The organism is Streptococcus sp. HN38, assembly GCF_028335765.1.
GTDB classification, from domain to species: Bacteria; Bacillota; Bacilli; order Lactobacillales; family Streptococcaceae; genus Streptococcus; species Streptococcus suis_P.
The window spans coordinates 1,042,050-1,067,454 of sequence record NZ_CP116604.1 but is presented as its reverse complement, the minus strand read 5'-3'; the positions used below and the strand labels follow the sequence as shown (position 1 = coordinate 1,067,454).

Sequence of the window (25,405 nt, the reverse complement as noted above, 5' to 3'; positions counted from 1 at the left end):
AACTTTTTACTTTACAAAAAGTATATCAAAAAGATATAATATACGCAAGAAGTTAAGTTCATAATTAACAAAAAGGAGATTTGATGAAGTTTTCTCTTTACAAACATTCATTGATTCTAGGTGATAATCGCATAGTTACCAAACAGTTTATTGTTCTGAAGCATACTGATGGCAGTTTGCAATTCACAAATTTCCATCGGTATGTTAAGACCTCATCTAAGATAAAATCTATCTCGGATGATGGTAATAAACGTTTTTCTTATGTGACGAAATTTTTAAACTATGTCTTTGGAGAGATAAAAATAACAAGCCTAGATTACTTAACACTTGATATGGTGAGAGAGTTTCTGATGCATTATGGCTTAGGAACCTTGCCTGGCGATACCAAGCACAGAAAGAAAAGTACAGTGGAGATTTGTGTAAACACCATACTTGATTTTTTAACACTCTATCTTGATGAACGAAAAGGGAAGGCTATGCTGACATCCAAGGAGCTCTATACGACTACCTCCTTTACAAATAAGCGAGGAAGGTTAATCAAGCGTAAGGAGCCGAGTTTTGAGGTGTTTTATGACGACAGCAACACTGAACAAGTAATCTTTCGTGACATGCCAAATGCTGCCTTTGAAATGCTCTTTGCTCATATCGCCAAAAATCACAAAGACATACTCATGGTAGTTGCACTAGGGGCATTTGTTGGTTTACGACCATCTGAGGCTTGTAATGTGAGAAGAGAGGATAGTCCGTTAGGACCAGGTATTCTTTTCCACCAAAGCTACGGTGAAACTTTCAAAGTTGAAATAGACTTAAGAAAAGAAATCCCCCTCAGAAGCGATTTAAAACCCACAGGACGCATCAAGAAGGAGCGGATGCAAGCAGTCCCATATATATTTCTAGAAGTATTTGTGGACACCTACAATGATTATATGGCGTATCTAGAAGGTCAGAAGTATGAGAAGGACTACGGACCACTGAATTTGAACAAGCAAGGGAAGGCTCTGACTTATGATGTCTATTATCAGCGTTTCCGAAAGATTATCCGAGAAGAGATGATCCCAACTTTTCTCAACTCTGATGATGAAGAAGTCGTGTTTTTCGGCCATTTATTACAAGAGCATAATATCTCACCTCATATCTTCAGACACTGGTACACAACACAGTTAGTTCTTTCTGGTGTAAATGAGATCAGTGAGTTAATGTCGGCAAGGGGTGACAAATCCCCAGACAGTGCTTGGGTGTATCTACAAAATAAAGGTGAAATAGCTAAACAGTACAGACAAGTTAATGACGGTGTGTTTGATTATCTTAGTTGGAGAGCAAATGATTTATTTGGAGGAGGAAAGTAGTGGCAGTTTATTTAAAAGAATATTTGGAAAAAATTCTCAATGAACTGGAGCAGAACAATCAAAAAACAAAGGAAAAAGTGAGTCAATTCATATTAGATAACAATTGGTTTAGCATTAAGGTGGATTCTTCTAATTGGAGTATTGATGAAGCAGATGCTGATAAATTAGGGCAAGAAATAAAAAACTATTTGTTAAATGACGGAGGCGTGGAGGGGATAAAATCTATATTTTCAAGTAAATTTCCTGAGACATTTAATGAATTTCAAAAATACATAAAATCAGCAAAGATAGACGAAGAATCTCAATTCTACATCCAAGATTTTTTTGCATATTATCTTGAAAAAGACCTATTTCTTTACAGTGATTATGAAATTGAGGAACTAATAGAGTGTGCAACAAATAGTTTGAATAAAAATTATGGAATGGATCTGACTCGCTTTATCAATTGGTTGTTAGAAAAAAGTAAGACGAGATATCGTAGAAGTTATAAGATGACTCAACGATATACTTTTAAAGATGAAAATGGGGCATACGACCTAGATGATTATTTGGAGTTAATGTATCGCTTATTCAATGATAGCTACATCGAGAAAAACAATATGCTGTATAAGGCTGCCTCATCTAAAAATTATGCTGATACTTGGCTATTCCTATCCATACATTTTATATGCGCTCTCAGAACTACGGATTTAGTAAGACTTGGACATCCCCGACTACCTGATAAGCCAGAAAAAATATTAGAATCCATAAAGAAAGGGAAATGGAAGTCAGTTGATGCTAGAAAGACATTATTAAGTATCACGACTAGACTGACATATCTAAATATTACACCCAATAAGACACGAAGTGCAGGCAATGTTAGTCAAATAAAGTTCCATGTTCCTGAAAGTTGTCAAGTCTTAATAGGTACGCTTTTAGCAATTGCCGAGGCGCATTATCAACTGGAAAATAACAATCAGGAAAACCCTTTAATCCGCAAAATATACGAATATGAGCGTATCACAAAATACATGGGAGAAGAGTTTGGAGAATTTTTCTTGGGGCGAAACTTCAGTAGCAGATCGGCAAATAAATCTTATCTCCAGGCGATAGCTATGCTTGCTGACGATGTTTTAGAAGAAAAATCAAAGTTAAATATCAAAGGATATTTCTTAGCAGCCCTTGCAAGAAGTCATAAGGGATCTTTCGATGCATTCGCTCAAACAACTACACTATATCTTAAAGATGCTCAATTGGGACAGTTAAAACCTGAAATGGTAGCAAAAGAACTATTCGAAAGAGGAGTATTGTCAATGGTACCTTCCATGCTTCTAACAATAGTAACTAGAGGAAAGTACAAAGAGCTTAGCCCAAGTCAGCAAACTCAAATGATTAAAGAGCTGAATTTAACACCCTCAGAAATAGAAAAAACGCTTGAGTTAAGCGTGAGAGCTAATACTAGAGCGACAAATGCACTAAAAATAGTCGTCAATCAAGGACTTGGTACGGATCAATTACTAACTATTTGTCATAGAATCGGGAACGGAGAAGCGTTCTCTAAACAGGCAGAGAGTATGTGTTTATTATCTGCGCTTGGCCAATTGTGCCCCTTTGACGATAGGCACCACTGTATAGGCTGCCAATATGAATTGCAAACAAAGTCAACTCTTTTGTTACTCATTGGCGAGTTTAACCGTCTTAATCGGAGATACACAGAAGTAACTAGTGATCTTGAAAAAGGGAAAATAAGGTCGATTCTAGAAATGCAAATCAAACCATGCCTTGAAGACATGCTACAGGCACTCTCAGAACAATATGGTGAAGATGTTTTAAATGACTATGAAGAAATAATAAAGGAGCTAGTGAGTTGATGGGACAAGCAAAACTATTTAAAGCCGTTGAAACAATTGTTGAAGAATTCGATCGAGAGTTTATAGATAAGGCTGTCGAGTATTTCGTAGATTATGTTGCTAAAGGAATTATTTTAACTGACGATTTTGATTGTGATGTATGGAAAACTACTGATGAATACTCAAATGTTAATTTAAATTTTAAAATAAATCACTTTCAATATAACAGGTATTTCGAATCACTATTTGGCATCAGCTACCTTGATTTTATTAACTACTTAAAGAGCTACGTTATCTTAAAGATGGATGCAAACGTCTTAATATCTTTGCAAACCTTTTTGAGAGATATTAAACGTATCATCAATAAGACAAAACAAAATCTTATTGATGACATGACAGAATATAAAATATCAAATATTGTCCTTTGTATTGATTTCTTATCCAGTTTGCCTAGTGCGGATGAACAAACCGTGAACCAATTTATTGAACAGCTAGACAACCAAATTTTTTCACAATACAGAACCCATTCAAAACAACAACGAAAACTAGCTCAGTTTCAATCTTATTTTCTCTTTAATGATATCTTGACAGAGTATTGGACAGATCAGCAAGAAAATAATGAGAGAATGTTTTACTATCCTATCTATCTATGGTGGCAAATTACAGCAGTAGTTCCATTACGTCCAAGAGAGTTCCTACTTACTCAGAGAAATTGTCTTACAATGAAAGATGGTAAATATTACTTAACATTAAGAAGAAATAATCTAAAAGGTAACGATAAAGGTGTTTCCCATAAAATATCAGAAGACTACTATTTGACTACGTATGAAATCCCTCAGAGGTTGGCTGAGTCAATTAAAGAATATTTAAATCTTACGAAGGATTTAAATGTTACTCAATTAGACACACTATTTTTGACAGATGCTCATTATCAAAAGTTTAATAGAACTACAGGAAAAAGAAATCGTTTTTTCACCTATTCCAACTTGAATACTGTTTTAAAAAAATTCTACAAAGAGGTCATAGGAGAGCGCTACAATTATCATATCTATCAGACCAACCCACGTGAAAAACTGGAAGAGAGTGAAATAAATTTTATTCACCTTGGAGATACCAGGCATATCGCGATGATTAACCTGATTGCCGAAAATGCAAGCCCAGTAACAGCAATGCTACTTGCAGGTCATGACAGCGTGTCAACTTCAGCACATTACTTTGCAAATCTTAGTCAATTTATCGAATGCCGTAGTTATCAAGTATATCGCAAGCTTACTAACTCACAAACAACCTATGAGATTAGTAAAGCTCAACCTAGATATACAGTAGGAAAAGCATTTGTTCAACTAGATAACAAAGGACGCTGCTACTCATCAAAGTATGCTTCAGGAGATTATTCAGATTGCTTAAAGGTAATCAGTAAGAATGCAGAACTCGGTGCCTGCACAAGTTGTCCATTCTATCGAAAAGCAGGGAAAGATTTCTTTAGTATGGACAAGACTTATAAAAAAAGTATTGATGAAGAAGCCATGATTGTAAAACAAGCCATTAACCTTGTTAGAAAAGGGAAGGGGAATTATGAGGATATAGGGGAGGCCTTATTAAAACTTAAAACGGTAAGTTACTCTTATCAGGAATACCTAACCTCTAAGCATATTACGGAAGGAAAGTAAGGAGGATCTGTGTAAAATGGCTAGAAAGAAACAAATTGAGGACGAAAAGCTCATACGAACTTTTGAAGAATATCTTATAGATGAGTGCCATGCAGACATACAACTTTTTAAACTACCCAAGTTTGGTCAGTATTTAAGAAATAATGGCTATCCAAACCTAGCAGATGCGTCTTTACGTAGAAATACAGTTTTTAGGGGACACCTCGAAAAAGTAAAAGAAAAATATGAAGATGAAGGCATGTTAGCTGTTTTAACCTATAAAACTTTAGATGTCGTTAGTTTTCTTAGGATGCATCCATCACCTGAATCGTTAAAAAAGGGGTTGGTAAAGTTAAATGATCATCACAAACGTATTGCAGAAGCAGCTATTCTGTTTAAAAAAGAAGTGGATTTACTTCAGATGGAAAACAAAAAACTCTTGGAACAGATTAATTTGTTAGAAAGTGAAATTTCTTCACATATTGAATGGATTTCAAATAATAATATGCTCCAGGAAGAAAATATAAGTCTAAGAAATCTGATTAAAACTAGTGTCTATCCTGAGATAGCAAATGAACTTTTAAATGCAGATGGGTTGCTTAAAACAGACTCATCAATCATCCACCCTGACTATGTTGCAAATCATGTATTAACCCCTGATTCAGAAATCAACTTTAATAAAAATGTTGATGACAGGGCTAAGAATAAATCACAAAAAGTTGTGAAAATCAAGAGTCTGCTTGACAGCAAAACAAATTATAAGGATGTATAATAAATGGAAGTGGTAAAAGATATACCTGAATTATTAAAATATTGGAACTTTGAAAAAAATTTGCAGCATGATATTAATCCCAAAAACCTCCTAACAAGCAACAAAAGAAAGTATTATTGGGCATGCCCTACCTGTAAATTTGAATGGCATGGCACCGTGAAAATTGCTACTGAACGATTCAAGGAATATGATACGGCTTGTAAAAATTGCATTAGAGATAATAATAGTGTACTTTCAATACGATCTGAAATACTAAATTACATTGATTTCAATGTGGAAGATATAAACACAATCGAGACCCTCTTACGAGAAACTCTAATGACTGCTAAGCGAGTGTTCCAATATAAGTGTCCTACATGTCGTTTATGCTGGAGAGACTATGCGGATAGTCTAAAATTTGAATCCAAAGAGGATGGAACATTATTCCATAAAGGCTGTAATGAAAGTCTTCAAAAACTTCGTTATAGAGATGTATATCCTTCCCTAGAATCAATCTATCATGTAAAAAATAATATTAACTTTGACGACTTAACCCTTTCAGAAAATATAACCATTCATCGTAGGTGGAAATGTAACAAATGTGAAGATGAATTTAGCCTATCTATTGATAAATTATTAAACAGAATTTCAAGAACAGGGAGCTATTGTATTCAGTGTAATGCGACATTTGATTCAGTGTTGCCCAAAACTAAAGATACTCCTCCATTAACATTTTTACAAAAAGAACACCTGGATGAATGGTCTATATCAAATATCATACAGAGTAATCAAGTCGATGCCTTAACTAATATTGAAGTGATTTGGAATTGTAATAATTGTAAGGGTGAGTACAAATGCTCCCCGATTGACAAATTAACAATTCGATGTCCCTATTGTGATAATAAACAAATGCTAAAAGGTTTTAATACTTTGCAAGAAAAATTTCCCCAATTTGAAGTATTTTGGGATGATAAAAATCCAAACACATTTGGAGATTATTGGCAACATTCGAAAGAAACACTTTCTTGGATTTGCCCTTGCTGTAATATTTCATTTTTATCTAGTCCTGCTACATTAGTTGCTAGAATAAATCCAAATGGTTTTAACAACTTAACATGCCCAAATTTTTGTGATTGGAGCTCATTTATTTTCAAAAGTACGGTTTTTTCCGAAAAGCCAATCATGTTACAAGAGTGGAGTTCTAAAAATGAAATTGCTCCTGAAAAAGCACTCCATTACACAGCAACAAAAAGGTATATTTGGGATTGTTCAAAATGTCATGGAGAATATCAGTGTTCTATTCCAATCCGAAAAGAAGTTGAAGTTGCATGTCCGTATTGTCGTATGGAGACACTAAAACCAGATTTCAATAGTATCGGAAAAATGTATCCCGAAATAACAAATCTCTGGGGCTCAACAAATGAAAAGTCACCATATGACTATTTACCTAATAAATCAAATCGAGTTCACTGTTATCTCTATTGTCCTGAATGTAACCTAGAGTATCAATTATCTTTGAGAGAATTACTTGATGCATATGATTATTACGGCTTAAAAGGATTAAGTAAAATATGCCTATTTTGTACACAAAAACTCCCAATTCCAGGTGTAAACTCACTTGACCTTCTAAAACCATATTTAATTGAAGAATGGAGTTCAAACAATAAATTAGAGATGGACAAATACTTTGCTACAAGTAGTCAGATAGTAGAATGGAGCTGCCGAAACTGCAAAAATTTATACAAAGCGTGTATCAATGAACGATATGAAAATGATAATGCGTGTCCATATTGCAACTGGATAGAAATTCTACAAGGTTTCAATGACCTTCAAACATTGTATCCGCAACTCGAAAAAGAATGGTCAACAAAAAATAGCTCACAATACAATGATTACATGCCAACAAGCAAATATAAAGCGGTTTGGAATTGTAGTGTATGCCAAAATGAATATGAAGCAAATATTTGTAACAGAATTAAACCTAACTTTGAGTGTCCATTTTGTTCAGGAAAAATTATTCTTCCATTAGTAGATACGGAACATAATCTTTTAAAAGAATGGGATTATTTGAATAACATCTTACTTGCAGATCCAAAAACATTGACTAAACGATCGAAGATAAAAGTGTGGTGGATATGTAAAAATAATGAGGAACATAGATATATGTTTCCAATCAATAAAAGAATATTGTATGAACAAAGAAATAGAGAAACATGCTCAATTTGTAGAGGATTAAGAAGAAAAAGAGAGCATTTTATTCAATATAAAAAATAAAGCAGGTCAAATTTGACTTGCTTTTTAGATAGAAAAAATAGTTTAAAAAGTCCCAAAAAAGTTGATTTTAAAAATTTTCAAATGTAGATTTTTCAAAAAAATCTGGAATTCAAAATTTTTATACTCAACAAAAATCAAAAGCAAACCAGTCAAGTGTTTTTAAACCATTGTCTACTAACAATTGGTTTTAAAATAGACCAATCTAACTCTCGTATTACTTCTTGAAGCTTGTTTATCACATCGTCTAGTGTTTTAAAAGCTTTATTCTTAAACCCTCTCTTTCGAATCTCAGCCCAAACTTGTTCAATTGGATTCATTTCAGGAGTATAGGGAGGAATAAACTCAAAACCAATATTATGTGGTTTCTCTAAGGTACTTGATTTATGCCAAACGGCATTGTCCATCACTAATAAAATATAATCGTCAGGATAAGCTTCAGATAGTTGTTTGAGAAAAACATTCATCCAATCTGTATTACAGCCCCCAGCGATAATGAAGAAGGACTCTCCTGTATGGGCATCAACAGCACCATAGCAATAGCGATACTCACGAATATAGTGACTATGTACATGCGGTCTCACCCCTTTTGGTGCCCAGGCCTTCCCAATTTTACTGATCCGACCGAAACCCGCCTCATCTTGATACATTAGCCTGACTTTATGATAGCGACGACTATTCTTGAAGCGCTTTCCTGTTTTCGTGAATGAAGATTTTATTTTTAGACGCTAGAATCGTTTCGGCGTCTGCTTTTTTAGGGTGTTCTGGTCTTGGCGTCACTTTGCGCCAACCATGGCGTTTAAGAATGGCATAGAATCCTTCCTTGGTCGTAGGGTGTCCAACCCGTTTCTGATAAGCTTCATAGAGAGAGTTTATCGTCACAAATTCGCCATTTAGTGAGGCTGTTAACTGTTCTTTTAGAAACGCTTCCTCTTCTTGAAGGGTTAAATATTGACGGTTCCGTCCACCTCGCGTTTCTCTTACTAGAGCTGAAATCCCCTCAAGTTCGTACTTGCGCTGTAAGGACCAGATTGTATACTTTGAATAGCCGATGAGGTTAGTGATTTCCTTATAGCTAAGACCTTCTGCTCTGAACAAGATAACTTGAAGTCGTCTATGAAATGGAGAATAGGTTTTATCTTTCAAATAAGTTTTTAATTCTTTCGTTTGTTCGATAGTAAGTTTCATAAATCTATTATAGGTTAGTTTTTGTTTTTTGAATAGTATTAGTTTTCCGTAAAATTATGTAGATTTATAAAGAAATACTGGAATTTGAAATTTTTAGTTTACCGTGAAATAATGTAGATTTTTGGGATTTTGAGTGTGAAAAAAATTTCCAGTTATATATCATATATTTGATTTTATTTGAAATACCCACCTACATCTTTCCGAAAAACTATAATTTTCTTGAAACTTGCATAAGGTTATGCTATACTACTCATATAACTAAAAATCAGGAGAAAATGATGCGACGTGAGTTATTATTGGAAAAAATTGATCAACTAAAAGAAATTATGCCTTGGTTTGTTCTGGAATATTATCAATCAAAGTTAGCTGTGCCTTACAGTTTTACAACCTTGTATGAATACTTGAAAGAATACCGTCGTTTTTTTGAATGGTTACAGGATTCGGATTTGGTATCTGTGGAACGGATTGCTGACATTCCGTTGGATATTCTGGAACATCTGACCAAGAAAGATATGGAGGCCTTTATTCTTTATCTGCGGGAGCGTCCCCTGCTGAACGCCAATACCACGCAGAATAGTGTGTCGCAGACCACCATTAACCGTACCCTGTCGGCACTTTCTAGTCTCTTCAAGTATTTAACCGAAGAAGTGGAAAATGATCAGGGCGAGCCCTACTTCTACCGCAATGTCATGAAAAAGGTATCTACCAAGAAGAAGAAGGAAACCTTGGCGGCTCGGGCGGAGAATATCAAGCAGAAGCTCTTTTTGGGCGATGAAACTATGGAGTTTTTGGACTATGTCGATAAAGAATACCAGGTTAATCTCTCCAAACGTGCCCTCTCCTCCTTCCAAAAAAACAAGGAACGGGACTTGGCGATTTTGGCACTTCTCTTGGCATCTGGTGTTCGTCTGTCTGAGGCGGTCAATCTGGACCTCCGTGATGTCAACCTCAAGATGATGATCATCGAGGTGACGCGTAAAGGGGGCAAGCGGGACTCGGTCAATGTGGCAGGATTTGCTAAGCCTTACTTAGAAGCCTACATGGGCATTCGCCAGCAACGCTACAAGGCTGAAAAAACGGACACGGCCTTTTTCCTGTCTGAGTACCGTGGTCTGCCTAACCGCATCGACGCTTCTTCCATTGAGAAAATGGTGGCTAAGTATTCTGCGGACTTCAAGATACGCGTAACCCCCCACAAACTCCGTCATACCTTGGCAACACGGCTCTACGACGCCACCAAGTCGCAAGTTCTAGTCAGTCATCAGCTGGGGCATGCCAATACCCAGGTCACTGACCTCTACACCCATATCGTCAACGATGAGCAGAAAAATGCTCTGGATAAATTATGATTTTACGTAATATAAATTATGCAAAACAACACGAGTAAGTTCAAACTTACTCGTGTTTTCAATTATAGCAATGCTTTCAATTTTTCCTGATTGACAGCTGGGTACTGGTCCAAAAAGGCTGACAAGGTTTTCAAAACGGCAGGAATATAGCCAGTTTGGTCGTTTTCCACCTGCAAGACCAAGAGTGGCTCGTGGAGGCTCATGCGGAGCAAGAGCCAGCCGTCCCCATAAGGCTGAGTCAGGTCAAACCGCACTCCTTCTTCATTTTCTGGGTTAAAAGCAAAGCCTTCGATGCTGGTTTGGCGGAGGTCAGCAATCACCTGTTCACCAAGTGCTCGATAATCTGCTGCTTCTAGTTTGAACCGTACTTCTTGGGTTTCAAGAGGTTGCTTAAGCTGGGCAATCAAGTCGTCCAAGGACTTGCCTTCCGCATGCAATTTTGGTAAGAGCATGAGAATCTTAGCCGCCACATATGTTCCGTCATCAAGGAAGTAATTTTCCTTAAAGGCAGCATGTCCAGAGGTTTCGATAGCCAACTGGCAATCAACTCCTTCTTGATTGGCTAAAATAGCACGGTTAATCACGTTGCGATAGCCTGAAATATAGCGAATTTGTTTGCCACCCAGACTTTCAATAAAGACTTTCAGGTGTTCAGTCGTTGGGGAATTGGTCACAATGCTGGTACCTGGATGTTCCGTCAAGGTAATCTGGCTGAGAACGGCAATCAGGTTGTTACGATTGAGAATTTGACCGGACTTGGTGACCAGGGCGGCACGGTCAACGTCGGTATCAAAGATAATGCCTAGGTCTGCACCTTGCTTCAAGACAGCCTGACGAATGCTCTCCATAGCTTCCTTGTTATCTGGGTTTGGAACATGGTTTGGGAAGGTGCCATCTGGGTCTAGGAATTGTGAACCAGTGGTATCTGCACCTAATTCTGCCAAAACTTTCTCAGCAAAGAATCCTCCCGCACCATTTCCAGCATCGACGATGATATTAAGACCTGTCAGTGGTTTTTCTTGTCCACCACAGGCGGTGCGAATTTTACCAACCAAGTCTTGGGCATAAGGCGTTATCAGATCTGCAGTGGTGATACTTCCAAGGGAAGACGCTGGCAAGTCTTCACTATGCGAGAGGATGAAGTCGATATCTTCGTGCTCTGCTCCGCCATTTTCCGAAAAAATCTTCAAGCCATTAAAGTAGTAAGGCAGGTGGCTGGCAGTGATCATGACACCAGCGTGGCACTTGAACTGCGGATACTGGGTGCTCATGAAGAGAGCTGGCGTGGTGGCCATGCCAAAGTCAATCAGCTGAACGCCCAGACGAACGGCTTCTTCTGTAAAGGCTGCGACCAAGTCTGGACCACTGAGACGGCTATCCCGACCGATACCAATCTTGAGCTGTCCTTCTTGATAGGCTTGAGCCAGTTCTGGCTTCTGAGTTAGCCAATGAATCAGTCCGCGAACTACTTCCTGGGTGGCTTGTGGTGTGAGATTGACGGCGTATTCGTCCGTTGCAATGGCAATCCCGCGAATATCCGATCCGTTTTGTAGTACGTGATGATGGGTCATAGCTTCCTCCTTGAGTTAGATAGTCTTAGTATAGCATAATTTCAAAACGCTTTCAAAAGGAAAAAGCACAGTTTTCACTGCACTTTTGTGATGCTTACAGTTGTCCCAACTTCCAGTTGACTTTCCACGGAAATAGCTAGTTCCAACTGATTCAAGACCCGCTTGGTCAGATACAATCCAAATCCTGTCGCTTTTTGGTGTTCACGGCCATTAAAACCTGTAAAACCTTCGTCAAATAGACGAGGAAGGTCTTCTGCCAGAATGCCAATTCCCGTATCGGAAATGGAAATTCCACCATTCAATTCAATGACCACCTTTCCACCAGTCTTATTGTACTTGAGGGCGTTGTCGATAATCTGTGACAAGGCAAAGCTGAGCCATTTTCTGTCGGTCTTCAGTAGCCAATTTCCATCGATGGTCACTGAAATGTCCTTTTGTAAGAACTGATTGCGGTATTTTTTGACCAAGTCCACAACTACTTCTCTCACCTCTACCTGCTCAAAGCGAAAATCACTGGCATGGTTGGTCAGCTTGAGGTAGTTGAGAAGATTGGCCATATAATTGTCCAATCGTAAGAGCTGATGATCGACATCCTGCTGGTTGAGATTGTCTGTCTGGCTCATCAAAGACAGGGCAGCCAGAGGCACTTTCATCTGGTGGGACCACATTTTGACCATGGCTTGCAGGTCCTCTTCCCGCGACTTATAATCCAAGAGCTGCTCCCGCGTCACCTCTTTCTCAGCTTCAATCAAGTTGAGATAGGCAAGGTCCATAGGCTTATTCAGCAGGGGCAGAGCTTCTTCATGGACGTAGTCTTCCAAGGCTCTCATGCGGTTGCGAAACTTCCAGAAAAGCCCTGCAGTCAGAAGGATTAAGAGGGTTAGGGACAATATCAGAGCGTTTTGCAGGAATTCGGTGGGGAGTTTGTAAAGTAAAAAGAGCAAGAGAAAACTAGCAGCCAAGACCAGATAGGCGAAGTAAAAACTACGGTATTCTCGGATAAATTTTGCCATCATTTGACCAGGTACCCCACGCCACGAACAGTATGAATACGGTCAAATCCCACTTCACTCACCTTCTTTCGCAGACGAGTCATGTTGACATTGAGGGTATTCTGGTCGATAAATTCTTCATTTTCCCAGAGTTTTTCCAAGAGTTCATCCTTGCTGACAATCTGCCCTTGTCGTTCTAGTAAAGCTGATAAAATCTTGGTTTCCGTAGGAGACAATTGAACCTGTTCCGATTCGTTTGAAAATCGCCCGTCCAAACTAAGCTGGAATTGGTCGATAGACAAGTCCGTTGTTTTGCTGAATTGATTAACCCGACGCAGAAAGGCACCGATTTTGGCATCCAAAATTCCTAGTGAAAATGGCTTGGATACAAAATCATCGCCACCCATGTTCATAGCCATGACCGCATTCATCTCATCATCGCTAGAGGAGATAAAGATAATGGGCATGGTCATGGTTTTACGGATTTCTGTCGTCCAGTAAAAACCGTTATAATAGGGGAGGCTAATGTCCATCAGCACCAAGTCTGGTTTGATTTCTGCCACTTCCTGACTGACAGCCCGGAAATTCTGCACACTTTCTACCTGATAAGATTTTCCCAAATGCTGCTTCAAGAGTTGGACGATCATCTCATCATCTTCAACAATATAAATCTTCTCTTTTTTCATCATTTTCATTCTGCAAAAGCCAGGACACAGGTTTTGGCTTTCTTATATACTTCCATTTCTCATTTTTAGACTTGTAGCTGTCACTTTGTCATCTTCGATGCTGACGATAACCCTGTAATTGCCGATACGGTAGCGCCATTGGCCAGAACGATTGGCAGTTAAGGCTTTTCCGTATTGTCTAGGGTTGTCAGTCACATGACTGGACAGGTAGTTGGTAATCTGCTTTTGAGTAAATTTATCCAGCTTTTTCAACTGTTTAATAAAACGACTGGTTGGTACGAGTTTATAACAAGTCTTCATTCGTCAATCCCAACTCTTCCAACATTTCCTCCCAGCTAATCGGCTCAATGCCATTCGCCAAGTCTTCTTGGTATTCTGCCCAAGCAATGTCTGCCACACGGGCATCGTACTCATCTTCAAGTGCTTCAAGGGTTTTAGTCCGAATGAGTTCTGACAAACTCACACCTTCAAACTTTGCCATAGCCTGCATAAAGAGTTTGTCCTGCTCAGAAACTTTCAATGTAATAGCTGCCATTTTCTCACCTCTTCGAGTATTCCTTTGGTATTACCATTGTAACACCATTCCCCTGAAAAAGCAAGAAATCTCGCACAAGGCGAGACTTCTTCTAGCGTTCAATAATGCGGTAATAGGTGCGACTAGTCCACTTGTAAATGACAAAGTAAATCAGAGCGACTGCCAGTAGGGTGATGCCGCTGACTGTGTAAATCATTAGTGATGAGGTAACACCAAAACTCAGTAGCATTTGCTTGAGCATGACAAGGGCGATGACAAAGTGTAGGGTCGCCATGACCAAAGGCATAAAGAAGACCGTAAGTGTTTGGGAGTTAATGGTCTTTTTGACCGCTGTTGCACTCATCCCCACTTCTTGAAGAATCTTGTAGGATTTCTTGTCCTCATACCCTTCCGAATACTGCTTGTAGTAGATAATCAAGGCTGCACCCAGTAGGAAACTAATTCCCAGCAAGAAACCTGTAAAGAGGAAACCGCCTGTAAAGCCCATCAGTAAATTGTTGAAATCCGTACGTTGCATGACATTTCCAAGATATTCCCCATTTTCATCGAGAATTTCATATATTTCACCAGATTGTTCACCGACTTTCGCTACTTCTTCTGTGGTCAAATCAGTAAAGACACGGTAGTCAAGGCTAACAAGATAGCCTTGCGGATTATTGGACTCATAATACTTACGAACAGCATCCAATACTGTGTCATCACTGACTACCATAACGGCGGCATTTAGCGTATTGATGATGTCTGGGAAAATAGCCTGGTCAAGATTGGCTACATTCTCAAAGGTTTGCTCGCCCAAAACGAGCTTCTTCAGCGATGGTTTTTCGCCCAGACGCATAAAGGTAACTTGATTGGCAGCCAGCTCTGGCAGGTCATTGCCCAACTTCCTGAAATCATCTTGGGTGATGAAGTAGGTAAAGGCCATTTTGCTAAAGTCTGGATTGGCAATGGTTTCTGGATTGATGACAATATCACTCCCACCATCATAGACCAAACCTGCTTGGTAGGTCAGATAGGATAGATTGTCATTGGCTTTTTCTGGAAAATGGCTGAGCACCGATTGCTGATAGGCAGCTACACCTTGACTTCTATCCGAAACTTTATAGGTAATAGATGTTTCCTTGGGATAGAGTCCACTTGTCATATTTGCCATACCTGTATAAAGGGAGGTTGTGGTCGCAATGGTCACAAAGGCCATGACTGCAAGTAGCGTAATATTGGCCAAACCCGTTGCATGCTGTTTCATCCGGAAAATCATCTGCGAAGTCGTAATGAAATGCTCTGGCGTATAGAAATACCGCTTGTTTTTCCGACGAGCCTTCAAATACCAAGTCATAAAACTGATGTAGAACAGATAGGTCCCCGCAATGACAAAGAGCACAGCAATAAAGAACCGATAGATAACATCTAGACCTACTGCTTTAGATGAAAGCGATAGGTAGTATCCAACACTCAGTCCAACTACACCAAGGGCAGCCAGAAGGACATTGCCTTTCGGTTCCTTCTCTCCTTTTTCACTAGCTCGGAACAAAATCAGCGGACTGGTCTTGCCAATGGTTCGAATGGCCAGCAATTCCAAGAGGAAAAAGAAACCAGCAAAGAGAAAGGCGGTCATGACAAAGGCCAGAGGGGCAATTCCAAAATGCAAATCACTATAATGTGTTAGATTGACAAAAATCAAGTAGAGAACATTTGCAAACACACCAGCTAAGACAGAACCAAGAACCACAACTAGCAAGAAAATCATCATCAATTCTAAGCTGGCTATCAAGGCTACCTTTTTCTTGTTCATCCCCAGCATGTTATAGAGACCAAATTCTCTCGCCCGTTGTTTCATCAAGAAATTAAAACTATAAATCTCCATAATGACCGAGAAAATGGTCAGAACAACAACACCAAGACCGATAGAAATGGCACCAGAGCCCATGGTCTTCATAACTGGACTCAGCATGATCAAGAACATGGAACAAATCAGGGTAAAGAGGACCAGACTGGCTAAAACGAAGGGAGCAAAAACACCCATGGATTTTCGGATATTTTGCCCAGCAAGTTTGAGGTAAAACATCTACTCACCCCCTAAAAGTGCAGACATATTGAGCGAAATTTCCTTGGCAAAGTCTTGATTGCTCTTATCTGCCTTGTACAGTTGATGGAAAATCCGACCATCCTTGATGAATAGGACGCGTTTGGCATGGCTGGCTGCATTGGCTGAGTGGGTCACCATGAGAATGGTCTGACCGTCACGGTTGATCTCTTCAAACAAATTCAGCAAATCTTCCGAATTGCGATAGTCAAGGGCAGCCGTCGGTTCATCCGCTAGGACAATCTGTGGCTGGGTAATCAAACTACGAGCAATGGCCACGCGCTGCTTTTGCCCACCAGATAGTTCAAAGGGACGTTTTTTCAGCAAATCTTGAATGCGTAATTTTGGAGCTAAAACTTTCAACCGTTTTTCCATTTCTTGGTGACTAGTGCGTGCCAAAACCAGAGGTAAAAAGATATTGTCTTGGATGGACAGGGTGTCCAAGAGATTAAAATCTTGGAAGACAAAGCCTAGGTTACGCAAACGGAAATCCGCCAGCTTGCTTTCCTTGATTTTGGTGATGTCTTGATTGTTTAAGATAACAGAGCCTCTCGTCGGCTTGTCCAGGGTTGCTAGAATGTTAAGCAAAGTCGTCTTACCTGAACCACTTTCACCCATGATGGCGATAAACTCACCCTCTTCTACCTTAAAATCCACATCTTGCAAAGCACGAGTTTCCTCTTTTGAAAAGCGCGTGCGGTAAACTTTTTCTAAATGATTGATTTCTAATAACATAGTTACTCCTAATTCCTTATTCACTGTCTAAATCAACTTGGTCAAGAACTGCTTGATAGTCGATTCGGTCTGATTCAGCAATATTATCTTCTAAATCCACCTTATAATAACCATCCTGGACACCGATGGCCCATTCCTTGCTAGTGGTTATATAGAGATTATTCAAGGATACTGTTTTTTTCACTGCATCTTCTTCTTTGACAACGGGCCATTCCATAAACTTGGCTTCTGTTCCTCGAATGCTATCTTCGGCAACTTCCTGTTTGCTAACGGCATAGTCTTTTCCCTTGTAATGGAAAGTTTGATAGCCCTCATCAAAGCTAAGACCTGCTGAAGAGGAAGAGCAAGCGGTTAGCATTATACTACCCAAAGCCAGCAAGCCAAATACTTTCTTTTTCATAGTTTCCTCCCTCTAGTATGCCATAAATCGCATACTTTGCAAATCATGGGCGAGCTCTTCTAAGAATGAGGCTTGTTCCATGAGTTCAGCCTTTTCTTTTTCTGAGAATACTTTTTCTTCTATTCTCTTCGCTTGTAAAAATTTGAATGACATATAATTTCCTTCTTTCGTTTTCTTATGAGTCTATTATAGAAAATATTCCTCCTGTGCTCTCTTACAGTTCTGATTAAAAAACTTACAGCTTTGTAAGGAAAGAAAAAGGGAGTGGGAAAGAACTCGACTGGTCAAAAAAAAGAGTTCGTCAACAAGTCCTTATTTCCAGTTGTTGAGCTGAAACAGTCTATCCTCAGACTGTTTCAGTCCCACCCCCGCACAGCTCAAAAGGTTCACTGAACCTTTTGAGGTTGGAAATAGAGCGAACTTTGTTCGCAACAGTCGTAATGGTCAGATTTGGAGTGTAAAAAACGAACAAATCTGCCAATCAACCACTGCGCTGAGATGTTGATGCGAACTCTGAAAAGAGAGGCTGGACTTTTTGCCCAACCTCTTAATCTAGTCTATTTTGTCTTCCCAATAAAGGCAATCATATCGTCTAACTCTTTCTTGCTTTCAGTCACAAGAAGGTAGGCATCATTTCCTTGCAATTCCGCAAAGGCGTCTGGCATACGTTTAACGGTCTTAATCTTATCAGCAAATTTCTGATAAATATCATCTGCTGAGTAAACATAGTCTGTTGTATCACGACGAGTTGCCACCAGACAATATTGAGGCTCAAATCGACGTTCCTCAACTGTAGCACCAGTCACCACATTGGCATAGTCACGGAAAAGGTCAATCGAATGAGCATAGTTGTAAGCTTCTACAGTGAAGCCCCCTGCCATACGGTTGTTGTATTCAATGGCGATATAGTCTTTACCATCTTTGAAAAATTCAATATGGAAGAAACGTTCTTTCATACCGAAGGCTTTGATAATGGCACGACCATATTTTACTAATTTCGGATCTAATTCTTTTTCAATATAGTAGGCATTATCTTTTTTGCTTTGCATCAATTCAAATGGTGTATGAACATAGGTCAAACCTGTTTCAAAAACAACATTTCCTTCATGATCGACCAATCCATCATATGTTGTGATGATGCTTGAATTAACAAATTTTTCAAAGAAGTAAACCGTTTGACCGTCCCAAGCATTTTTAAATGTTTCGATATCAGCTTTTTTTGTCAATTTAAAGGTTCCGGAAGCGCCGACTCCATTATCTGGCTTGGCAATCATTGGGAAGCCAATTGATTTTACAGCTTTTTCAATATCTTTTTCAGTCTTGACAACCATTCCAGGAACGACTGGAACCCCTGCTTTTGAGAAGAATTTTTTCATCTCTGACTTAAATTTAGTCTTTTTCAGGTGTTTTGGTTTGGCACCAAAGATATTAAATTGCTCACGGAGGGCTGCATCGTTTTCAAGCCAATGTTCATTGTGGGATTCTACACGGTCAATAGGACCATGCTTGTAAATTAGGAAGGCTGCCGCACGCTTGACTTCGTCAATATTTTCCAAATCATTGACACGGAAGTATTCTGTTAAGGCATTACGAAGTTCTTCAGGCAATTGATCGTAAGGTTCTTGCCCGATACCTAGAACCGTAACGCCTTCTTTTTTAGCCAATTCAATGGTGAATGGTTGAAAATTTTCTGGATAAAAAGGTGAAATAACGAGATAATTCATAGGTAGTCCTTTCTAGCTTATAGTCCGATAGAATGAAGGAAGAATGGCATTTGCTTTCTCCACCACACCCAGTCGTGGGCCACATCTGTTCCCCAAGTGTCAAACCAAGCTGGGATATTCTTTTCTTCAAAGGCACGTTTTAGGTTGTAGAATGAGTCCAGACCGTCTTGTTCCCAATCGCCCAAACCGGTACAAACGATAATATCAGCTTGACGGTATTTGTCAATAAACCAACCATCATTCTGGTTCCAGATGTAGTCAGACGGTGAGTTCTGATAAACAGCATCGTCATTGCCATAGTCTTGATTGTTGTTGAAGAAACGAGCATCATAGACACCTGAAAGGGCGATGACTTTTGTGAAAACATCCGGATGCTGGAGGAAGAAATTCAGCGCGTGGTAGGCTCCCATAGAGCAACCGGTCGTCATCATCCCATCGAACCAGCCAGTTTTATGTTTGATAAAGGGAATTGCTTCTTCAATCACATAGCGTTCGTAGGCGCGGTGAGCTTCTGCTTTGTCATGAATAGATTTCCAGTCTGCCAACCAGCTTTCACTATCGTAACTCGTTAAGGTGAAAAATTGAACATGACCTGCCTCGATAGATCCACGGCAAGCTTCAATCATCCCAAAATCCGCATACTCATTGTAAGAACCGCCTGATGAGGCAAAAACTACCACAGGAATCCCTGCGTGACCATAACGATTTAGATTCATTTCTCGACCAAGATTTCCAGACCAGTGACTTAAAAATTCTACATGCATATTCATACTCCTAACAATTTCTAATCTATTACCATTTTTCACTTAAAAAGCGCAAGCAATCTGGCAAATAAGTTGCCCAAGCTTCTTCACTATGGACCGCACCTGAAACGACTTCCAAGGCGATATTGTCTAAATCCACTCCGCCAGCGATCAATTGACGATAGTAAGTCAGAGAGGAATTGATATAGGATTGCTTGATATTACCTGCCATCAAGGTTTTATCTGTATCATCGGCTTCTTCTGTTCCAACGTAGATATAAACTCGTTGGTCCTTGTCTAAGTTTTGGCGTTCAATATAGCGGTCAAATGCTTCTTGATGAAGCCAGTTGGCAGATGAAAAGACACCCAGACAGCCAATCTGGTCTTGATAAGCCAATCCCATAAATTGTGTGATATTACCACCTAAAGATGAACCAATCATAGCTGTGTGGGCCTTATCAGACTTAGTACGGTATTCTTGATCGATAAAGGGCTTCACCACATCCATGACAAATTCGGCATATAAGGTTCCCTTGCCACCAAACTGAATGCCTGGAATCCCCATTTCGCTAAACTTCCATGCGGCATATTCATGCATCCGTTCAGCACCATCGTTGTCAATCGCTACGATAATCATCTTGGCAATATCGGGATTTCGCTTAATAGTTGGGATGACTTTCCATGAATGACCTGAAAAAGCTTCCTTACTGTAGAGTACATTTTGCCCATCGTGGAAATAAACAACGGGATAGGTCGTTTCCGTATTTTCTTCGTAACCTTTTGGTAATAAGACACGGACACGACGCTTTCGACCAGTGAATGGAACGTCTAATTCATGGGTTTTCATATCCAAATAAAAATAGGACTTGTTCATATACATCTCTTTCTAACAGTATTTTTAGTATTATACCATAGTTTTTCTGGAATATTCAGAAAATTTAGTTATTTGTTTGCAATTTTCGGATTTTCCGAACATAGTTAGTTAATGTCACAGAATTTTCTCATACATTTGGCGGTAATGATTCAATTCTTTTTCTTCTTGTTGTGTGATGTCTTCAAAAATATCTAGCAAAATGGTACCTTTATCTCGTTTCCAGGTTGCCACCAATCGTCCTTTATAAAAGACAACAGGTTTGACAATACCCGTCAAAGTATAGATATTACGGATGTACTTAGGATTAAAAAAGGGATTAGCTTTCTTTTCATAACCTAGCAAAAGTTGGTCAAAGCCTGCAATGAAGAGGCAGTCAGGTAGGGCGGCTTCTTCTAATTCTCCCAGATAAAAGCGTTCTTCCCCTGCTACCTCAACGGTTTTTAAATCTAATTGCTCCATCCAATTTAGGACCGTAGATTTATTTTCCTTGAAATAGTAACGGGCATCGGCTAGGCTGACTGGCCCAAAACCTGCAAAATACCGTCGAGCAATTTCCAGCTCTGCTTTTTCCCGAGAAAGTGGCTGAAAGTCTTTCAGACGATGAAAACGCTTGGCACCATATTCTTGATAGACTTCCCCACGCTCGACCATGTAGCGAAAGAGACCGCCCCAGGCATTAAAGACCTGCTTCTCTTCTTCCAGTGTCATTTTCTCGGATCGGCAAAGGGACTTGAGTTCCTCGCGGGTCATGGGACCTTGTTCAAGGGCTTCTAAAATCAGCTGGTGATATTTCTGCCTGGTCTGAGGACTAAAAACGTCCCGTCCTTCTATCTTGAAATAGTCGGTGCTGGCCAGCCGCCCCTCGTGGATATAGAGAGAAATTTCCGACTTGAGATAGGCATGAACCGTTCGCCGAATGGACCACTGACGAGTCAGCTCCTCCTGCCAGCTCCCCTCATGAAAATCCTCCGCTGTCATACGGTTACGAAATCCGACATGAACATAGGGCTGAAACTGAGCCTGCAAACCGTTGAGGTTTTGGCAGATTTGCTGAACAGACTGTCCCTCCAGCAAGCCCTGCTTCTTGAGAACAATCCCCTTCCAAGTCTCCTGATTCATAACTTCCCTCTTTCAACTTTACTAAGTCCAGTATATCATAAAAGACACCCGAAGGTGTCTAAAATAGCTAATCATCTTAGTAAGCCAAAAACTCTTCCAAGTCCTTGAGGGAACGTTCTGCTATTGCCTCATAACGCTCCTTCTTATCACGGATACGCGGACCGTCCAGCTCCTTGATGATACCAAAGTTGACATTCATAGGCTGGAAGTGCTTGCTTTCGGTGTGGGTGATGTAGAATGGCAGAGCTCCGATGGCTGTGGTCTGTGGGAAGATGACCGGCTCCTCGCCTCGGAAACGGCGAACAGCGTTGATACCGGCCACTAAGCCAGAGGCGGCAGACTCAACATAGCCTTCTACTCCTGTCATTTGACCTGCAAAGAACAGATTTGGATTTTTCTTGGTCGCAAAGGTCTGTTCCAATAAGTTTGGCGAATCCATATAGGAATTGCGGTGCATAACGCCGTAGCGGACAAATTCAGCATTTTCGAGTCCTGGAATCATTTGGAAGACCCGCTTCTGCTCGCCCCACTTGAGATGAGTCTGGAAGCCAACAATATTGTAAAGGCTACCTGCTGCGTTGTCCTGACGGAGTTGGACAACAGCATAGGGGGTCTTGTATTCACCGTCACGAGGTCCCTTGTAATCTTCTGGATACTCTAAACCAACTGGCTTCATTGGGCCATAGAGCATGGTTTTGATACCACGTTTGGCCATGACCTCAATGGGCATACAGCCTTCAAAGTATTTTTCTTTTTCAAAGGAATTGAGCGGTGCTTCCTCGGCTGAAATCAAGGCCTCATAGAAAGCGGTGAACTGCTCCTTGTTCATCGGAGCATTGAGATAGGCAGCCTCTCCCTTATCATAACGGGACTTGAGATAGACCAAATCCATGTTAATGGTCGAGCTATCCACAATCGGTGCTGCCGCATCGTAGAAGTAAAAACCATCACCACCATTAAGCGCGTGAATCTTCTCCGCCAAGGCGTCAGATGTCAAAGGCCCCGTCGCGATAACTGTGATAGCATCGTCAGGAATCTCTGTAATCTCGCCACGAATGACCTCAATCAGTGGGTGGCTGTGAATCTCATCAGTAACTGCTTGAGAGAAATTCTCACGGTCCATGGCCATGGCACCCCCAGCAGGCACACGGTGAGCCTCTCCGGCACGCATGATGATGGAATCCAAGCGACGCATTTCTTCCTTGAGAAGACCGACAGCGTTGGTCAAACTATCGCCACGGAAAGAGTTGGAACAGACAAGCTCCGCAAACTTGTCGGTCTTGTGCTGGGGCGTTGGTTTGACACCACGCATCTCGTAGAGTTTGACAGGAATGCCACGCTTGGCAATCTGATAAGCAGCTTCTGAGCCAGCCAAGCCAGCTCCAATAACGTTAATGTGGGTTTGAGACATGAAACTAATACCTCTAGCCAGAATATCTGACTACTGTTTGGGAATAACCCAAAACAGAACCTTTCTAAATTTTATACCTATCTAGTATACCAGAAAATGGCTAGAAAAGACAAAACTACCTTCATTGAAATGAAAGTAATTTCACCTTTTTACATAATATATTTTATGTATATTCTTTACGGGAGTTTGACAGTTTGAAACCACCAAAAGTGTCACAAACGTTGATGTGACGCTATTTTTTTGTCAAATTCTCGCACATTTTTATTGCGTACTTTCTCGTACTGTGGTATAATAGAGTGAGGTGCGAATCCATGAGAGTTAAAAAATCAGTATCTAAAAATACTATCAACTATGCCATTATCAAAGATATCAAGGTCGGAAACAAACGGACATCAACCATTGTCGAAAATCTCGGCAATCATGAAACTCTTCAACAGCTACATCCCGAAATGGAACCAATGGAATGGGCAAAATTGCGGGCTAAAGAGTTAACCGAACTTGATAAAGAAGATAAACAAGAAATATTAGTCAAACTTCATGAGAATAAACAGTTGAAACAAAATCAACGAAATGAATATCATGGGGGATATTTATTTCTACAGAATATCTATTATCAGTTGGGATTGGATAAAATCTGTCAAGATATTCAGAAGAGGTATCACTTTAGTTTTCACTTAGATACCATTCTTTCTCGTCTCCTCTACGGCAGAATCCTATTCCCATCCTCTAAACGGTCTACTGCTCATTTTTCACAAACTCTCCTAGAACCTAAAACTCTGGAACTCCAGCACCTCTACCGAGGATTAGAAATTATTGCCAAAGAAACTGACTTTATTCAAGAACAACTCTATAAAAACTCAACTGCACTTTCCTCTCGTAAAACTGATGTCCTCTATTACGACTGTACAAATTTCTATTTCGAAATTGAGGAAGAAGATGAGGAGGGGCAACTGAGACAATATGGCTATTCTAAGGAACATCGACCGAATCCAATCGTTCAAATGGGGCTGTTTATGGATTCTCAAGGAATTCCATTAGCTTTCTCCGTCACACCTGGTAATACGAATGAACAAACGACTATGAAACCTTTGGAGAAGAAGATTATCAAGGATTTTGAAAAAGCTCAATTTGTGGTCTGTACAGATGCTGGACTATCTTCTATTGGAAACAAACGCTACAATAATATCAGCGGGAGAGCCTTTGTCACAACTCAATCTATCAAAAAGTTAAAGAAAGAAGACAAAGACTGGGCTACAGCTTCTACAGGTTGGCGGTTGATGGGAGATAAGTCCGAGACATTCTATGATATTTCTGCACTAGATGAAAGTAATCAAGACTTTCTCTATAGACAAGTCTTTTACAAAGAATGCCCCTTACCACAAGATGGGCTAGAAGACCAACGATTGATTGTAACCTTCTCAGCTAAATACAGAGATTACCAAAGAAAGATACGCGAACGCCAGATTCAACGTGCCTCAAAATGGATTGGAAAACCAGCTGACTACAAGAAGAAACAATCTACAGATCCTAAGCGTTTCCTAAAAGTAACAGAGACAACAAGGGATGGAGAAATAGCTGAGAAAACGTTTATTGAGTTGGATGAAGAACGAATTGTTTCTGAAGCTAGATTTGATGGAATTTATGCGGTAACAACAAACTTAGACGATACGATTGAGACCATTGTTTCCATTAATCAGAGAAGATGGGAAATTGAAGAATGTTTCCGTATTATGAAGCATGAATTGAAAGCTAGACCAGTTTATTTAAGTCGAGAAGATCGCATTTCTGCTCACTTTACAACTTGCTTTCTTGCTCTTATACTCTATCGTTACTTAGAGCTGGCGGTTCAGAAGCAATTCACATGTACTGAACTCATTGAAACCTTACGTTCATACACCTTTAAGTATCTGCCTGGTTTTGGTTATCTACCTAACTACACTCGGACGGCTATTACTGACCAGCTGCATCAGACATTTGGATTCAGAAGTGATTATCAAATTCTAAGCGAAAAAAAGATGAAAAAAATTTTACAATCGTCAAAATCGAGAAAAAGTACGCATTTTTGATATAAAAAGAAAACCTCGCTAAACCCTTGATATGCATAGGGTTAGGGAGGTTTTTGTCTTGTAAAACTGTCAAAGACGGGAGTATA

General features: G+C 39.8%; 21 protein-coding genes and 2 pseudogenes. 7 read left to right on the top strand and 16 right to left on the bottom strand.

What is annotated here, in order from left to right; all coding sequences use genetic code 11:
• The first annotated feature begins 83 nt into the window (after window positions 1-83).
• From PHA78_RS05245 to PHA78_RS05225, 5 genes are read left to right on the top strand one after another with little or no spacing between them, the layout of a single operon-like run.
• Window positions 84-1,346, top strand: a complete 1,263-nt coding sequence (locus PHA78_RS05245; RefSeq protein ID WP_272158526.1) for a site-specific integrase — start codon at window positions 84-86, stop codon at window positions 1,344-1,346.
• Complete coding sequence (locus PHA78_RS05240) at window positions 1,346-3,196, top strand: hypothetical protein (RefSeq protein ID WP_272158525.1); 1,851 nt, start codon at window positions 1,346-1,348, stop codon at window positions 3,194-3,196. Before PHA78_RS05245 ends, PHA78_RS05240 begins: the two co-directional genes overlap by 1 nt.
• Window positions 3,196-4,845 (top strand): hypothetical protein, encoded by a 1,650-nt coding sequence (locus tag PHA78_RS05235; RefSeq protein ID WP_272158524.1) that lies wholly within the window; start codon window positions 3,196-3,198, stop codon window positions 4,843-4,845. Before PHA78_RS05240 ends, PHA78_RS05235 begins: the two co-directional genes overlap by 1 nt.
• 16 nt (window positions 4,846-4,861) lie before the next feature.
• Complete coding sequence (locus tag PHA78_RS05230; protein ID WP_272158523.1) at window positions 4,862-5,596, top strand: hypothetical protein; 735 nt, start codon at window positions 4,862-4,864, stop codon at window positions 5,594-5,596.
• A gap of 3 nt (window positions 5,597-5,599) precedes the next feature.
• A complete protein-coding gene (locus PHA78_RS05225) occupies window positions 5,600-7,849 on the top strand; it encodes a zinc-ribbon domain-containing protein (protein WP_272158522.1) in 2,250 nt (749 codons plus the stop codon).
• Between the two features lie 149 nt (window positions 7,850-7,998).
• Here PHA78_RS05225 and PHA78_RS05220 read toward each other — a convergent pair.
• Window positions 7,999-8,845 (bottom strand): annotated as a pseudogene (locus tag PHA78_RS05220) (IS630 family transposase); the annotation flags it as partial.
• A pseudogene (locus tag PHA78_RS12560) lies at window positions 8,846-9,034 on the bottom strand (helix-turn-helix domain-containing protein); the annotation flags it as partial. It abuts the pseudogene before it with no gap.
• Window positions 9,035-9,312: 278 nt separating this feature from the next.
• Between PHA78_RS12560 and xerS the strand changes: the two are divergent.
• A complete protein-coding gene (gene xerS, locus PHA78_RS05215; RefSeq protein WP_272158521.1) occupies window positions 9,313-10,383 on the top strand; it encodes a tyrosine recombinase XerS in 1,071 nt (356 codons plus the stop codon).
• A 62-nt stretch (window positions 10,384-10,445) separates the two neighbouring features.
• Here xerS and PHA78_RS05210 read toward each other — a convergent pair whose 3' ends face one another.
• The 14 genes from PHA78_RS05210 to trmFO form a co-directional block, all read right to left on the bottom strand.
• Entirely contained in the window at window positions 10,446-11,954 is a 1,509-nt protein-coding gene (locus tag PHA78_RS05210; RefSeq protein WP_272158520.1) for a phosphomannomutase/phosphoglucomutase, read from the bottom strand.
• Between the two features lie 74 nt (window positions 11,955-12,028).
• Window positions 12,029-12,970 carry a sensor histidine kinase gene (locus tag PHA78_RS05205; protein WP_272158519.1) on the bottom strand — a complete coding sequence of 314 codons (942 nt, stop codon included), beginning with the start codon at window positions 12,968-12,970 and terminating at the stop codon, window positions 12,029-12,031.
• Window positions 12,967-13,635, bottom strand: a complete 669-nt coding sequence (locus PHA78_RS05200) for a DNA-binding response regulator (RefSeq protein ID WP_024415807.1) — start codon at window positions 13,633-13,635, stop codon at window positions 12,967-12,969. The genes PHA78_RS05205 and PHA78_RS05200 overlap by 4 nt, the downstream gene beginning before the upstream one ends.
• A gap of 39 nt (window positions 13,636-13,674) precedes the next feature.
• Window positions 13,675-13,932, bottom strand: a complete 258-nt coding sequence (locus PHA78_RS05195) for a type II toxin-antitoxin system RelE family toxin (RefSeq protein ID WP_024415808.1) — start codon at window positions 13,930-13,932, stop codon at window positions 13,675-13,677.
• Window positions 13,916-14,167: a type II toxin-antitoxin system RelB family antitoxin gene (gene relB, locus PHA78_RS05190; protein WP_024385224.1), complete on the bottom strand. Its 252-nt coding sequence runs from the start codon at window positions 14,165-14,167 to the stop codon at window positions 13,916-13,918. The genes PHA78_RS05195 and relB overlap by 17 nt, the downstream gene beginning before the upstream one ends.
• 91 nt (window positions 14,168-14,258) lie before the next feature.
• Complete coding sequence (locus tag PHA78_RS05185) at window positions 14,259-16,229, bottom strand: ABC transporter permease (protein ID WP_272158518.1); 1,971 nt, start codon at window positions 16,227-16,229, stop codon at window positions 14,259-14,261.
• Window positions 16,230-16,982 carry an ABC transporter ATP-binding protein gene (locus tag PHA78_RS05180; protein ID WP_104929962.1) on the bottom strand — a complete coding sequence of 251 codons (753 nt, stop codon included), beginning with the start codon at window positions 16,980-16,982 and terminating at the stop codon, window positions 16,230-16,232. It lies immediately after the preceding gene.
• 16 nt (window positions 16,983-16,998) lie between these two features.
• On the bottom strand, window positions 16,999-17,382 hold the full coding sequence (locus tag PHA78_RS05175) for a NisI/SpaI family lantibiotic immunity lipoprotein (RefSeq protein ID WP_024418298.1): 384 nt from the start codon (window positions 17,380-17,382) through the stop codon (window positions 16,999-17,001).
• A 12-nt stretch (window positions 17,383-17,394) separates the two neighbouring features.
• A complete protein-coding gene (locus tag PHA78_RS05170) occupies window positions 17,395-17,535 on the bottom strand; it encodes a hypothetical protein (protein WP_032499492.1) in 141 nt (46 codons plus the stop codon).
• Window positions 17,536-17,939: 404 nt separating this feature from the next.
• Window positions 17,940-19,106: an ATP-grasp domain-containing protein gene (locus PHA78_RS05165; protein ID WP_272158517.1), complete on the bottom strand. Its 1,167-nt coding sequence runs from the start codon at window positions 19,104-19,106 to the stop codon at window positions 17,940-17,942.
• A gap of 17 nt (window positions 19,107-19,123) precedes the next feature.
• Complete coding sequence (locus PHA78_RS05160; RefSeq protein ID WP_024376612.1) at window positions 19,124-19,870, bottom strand: esterase family protein; 747 nt, start codon at window positions 19,868-19,870, stop codon at window positions 19,124-19,126.
• 28 nt (window positions 19,871-19,898) lie between these two features.
• Window positions 19,899-20,723: an alpha/beta hydrolase gene (locus PHA78_RS05155; RefSeq protein ID WP_024376613.1), complete on the bottom strand. Its 825-nt coding sequence runs from the start codon at window positions 20,721-20,723 to the stop codon at window positions 19,899-19,901.
• A 114-nt stretch (window positions 20,724-20,837) separates the two neighbouring features.
• A complete protein-coding gene (locus tag PHA78_RS05150; RefSeq protein ID WP_024378626.1) occupies window positions 20,838-21,842 on the bottom strand; it encodes a DNA glycosylase AlkZ-like family protein in 1,005 nt (334 codons plus the stop codon).
• Between the two features lie 76 nt (window positions 21,843-21,918).
• A complete protein-coding gene (gene trmFO / locus PHA78_RS05145) occupies window positions 21,919-23,253 on the bottom strand; it encodes a methylenetetrahydrofolate--tRNA-(uracil(54)-C(5))-methyltransferase (FADH(2)-oxidizing) TrmFO (protein WP_015646824.1) in 1,335 nt (444 codons plus the stop codon).
• Between the two features lie 311 nt (window positions 23,254-23,564).
• On the opposite strand from trmFO, the gene PHA78_RS05140 reads away from it, so the two are divergent.
• Window positions 23,565-25,319 carry an IS1634 family transposase gene (locus tag PHA78_RS05140; RefSeq protein WP_029175660.1) on the top strand — a complete coding sequence of 585 codons (1,755 nt, stop codon included), beginning with the start codon at window positions 23,565-23,567 and terminating at the stop codon, window positions 25,317-25,319.
• Window positions 25,320-25,405 lie beyond the last annotated feature (86 nt).

What these genes read in the sequence shown, in the direction of transcription:
- PHA78_RS05245 (WP_272158526.1), top strand. Translation starts at nt 84, where the DNA reads ATGAAGTTTTCTCTTTACAAACATTCATTGATTCTAGGTGATAATCGC.
- PHA78_RS05235 (WP_272158524.1), top strand. Translation starts at nt 3,196, where the DNA reads ATGGGACAAGCAAAACTATTTAAAGCCGTTGAAACAATTGTTGAAGAA.
- PHA78_RS05230 (WP_272158523.1), top strand. Translation starts at nt 4,862, where the DNA reads ATGGCTAGAAAGAAACAAATTGAGGACGAAAAGCTCATACGAACTTTT.
- PHA78_RS05225 (WP_272158522.1), top strand. Translation starts at nt 5,600, where the DNA reads ATGGAAGTGGTAAAAGATATACCTGAATTATTAAAATATTGGAACTTT.
- xerS (WP_272158521.1), top strand. Translation starts at nt 9,313, where the DNA reads ATGCGACGTGAGTTATTATTGGAAAAAATTGATCAACTAAAAGAAATT.
- PHA78_RS05210 (WP_272158520.1), bottom strand. Translation starts at nt 11,954, where the DNA reads ATGACCCATCATCACGTACTACAAAACGGATCGGATATTCGCGGGATT.
- PHA78_RS05205 (WP_272158519.1), bottom strand. Translation starts at nt 12,970, where the DNA reads ATGATGGCAAAATTTATCCGAGAATACCGTAGTTTTTACTTCGCCTAT.
- PHA78_RS05200 (WP_024415807.1), bottom strand. Translation starts at nt 13,635, where the DNA reads ATGATGAAAAAAGAGAAGATTTATATTGTTGAAGATGATGAGATGATC.
- PHA78_RS05195 (WP_024415808.1), bottom strand. Translation starts at nt 13,932, where the DNA reads ATGAAGACTTGTTATAAACTCGTACCAACCAGTCGTTTTATTAAACAG.
- relB (WP_024385224.1), bottom strand. Translation starts at nt 14,167, where the DNA reads ATGGCAGCTATTACATTGAAAGTTTCTGAGCAGGACAAACTCTTTATG.
- PHA78_RS05185 (WP_272158518.1), bottom strand. Translation starts at nt 16,229, where the DNA reads ATGTTTTACCTCAAACTTGCTGGGCAAAATATCCGAAAATCCATGGGT.
- PHA78_RS05180 (WP_104929962.1), bottom strand. Translation starts at nt 16,982, where the DNA reads ATGTTATTAGAAATCAATCATTTAGAAAAAGTTTACCGCACGCGCTTT.
- PHA78_RS05175 (WP_024418298.1), bottom strand. Translation starts at nt 17,382, where the DNA reads ATGAAAAAGAAAGTATTTGGCTTGCTGGCTTTGGGTAGTATAATGCTA.
- PHA78_RS05170 (WP_032499492.1), bottom strand. Translation starts at nt 17,535, where the DNA reads ATGTCATTCAAATTTTTACAAGCGAAGAGAATAGAAGAAAAAGTATTC.
- PHA78_RS05165 (WP_272158517.1), bottom strand. Translation starts at nt 19,106, where the DNA reads ATGAATTATCTCGTTATTTCACCTTTTTATCCAGAAAATTTTCAACCA.
- PHA78_RS05160 (WP_024376612.1), bottom strand. Translation starts at nt 19,870, where the DNA reads ATGCATGTAGAATTTTTAAGTCACTGGTCTGGAAATCTTGGTCGAGAA.
- PHA78_RS05155 (WP_024376613.1), bottom strand. Translation starts at nt 20,723, where the DNA reads ATGAACAAGTCCTATTTTTATTTGGATATGAAAACCCATGAATTAGAC.
- PHA78_RS05150 (WP_024378626.1), bottom strand. Translation starts at nt 21,842, where the DNA reads ATGAATCAGGAGACTTGGAAGGGGATTGTTCTCAAGAAGCAGGGCTTG.
- trmFO (WP_015646824.1), bottom strand. Translation starts at nt 23,253, where the DNA reads ATGTCTCAAACCCACATTAACGTTATTGGAGCTGGCTTGGCTGGCTCA.
- PHA78_RS05140 (WP_029175660.1), top strand. Translation starts at nt 23,565, where the DNA reads ATGAGAGTTAAAAAATCAGTATCTAAAAATACTATCAACTATGCCATT.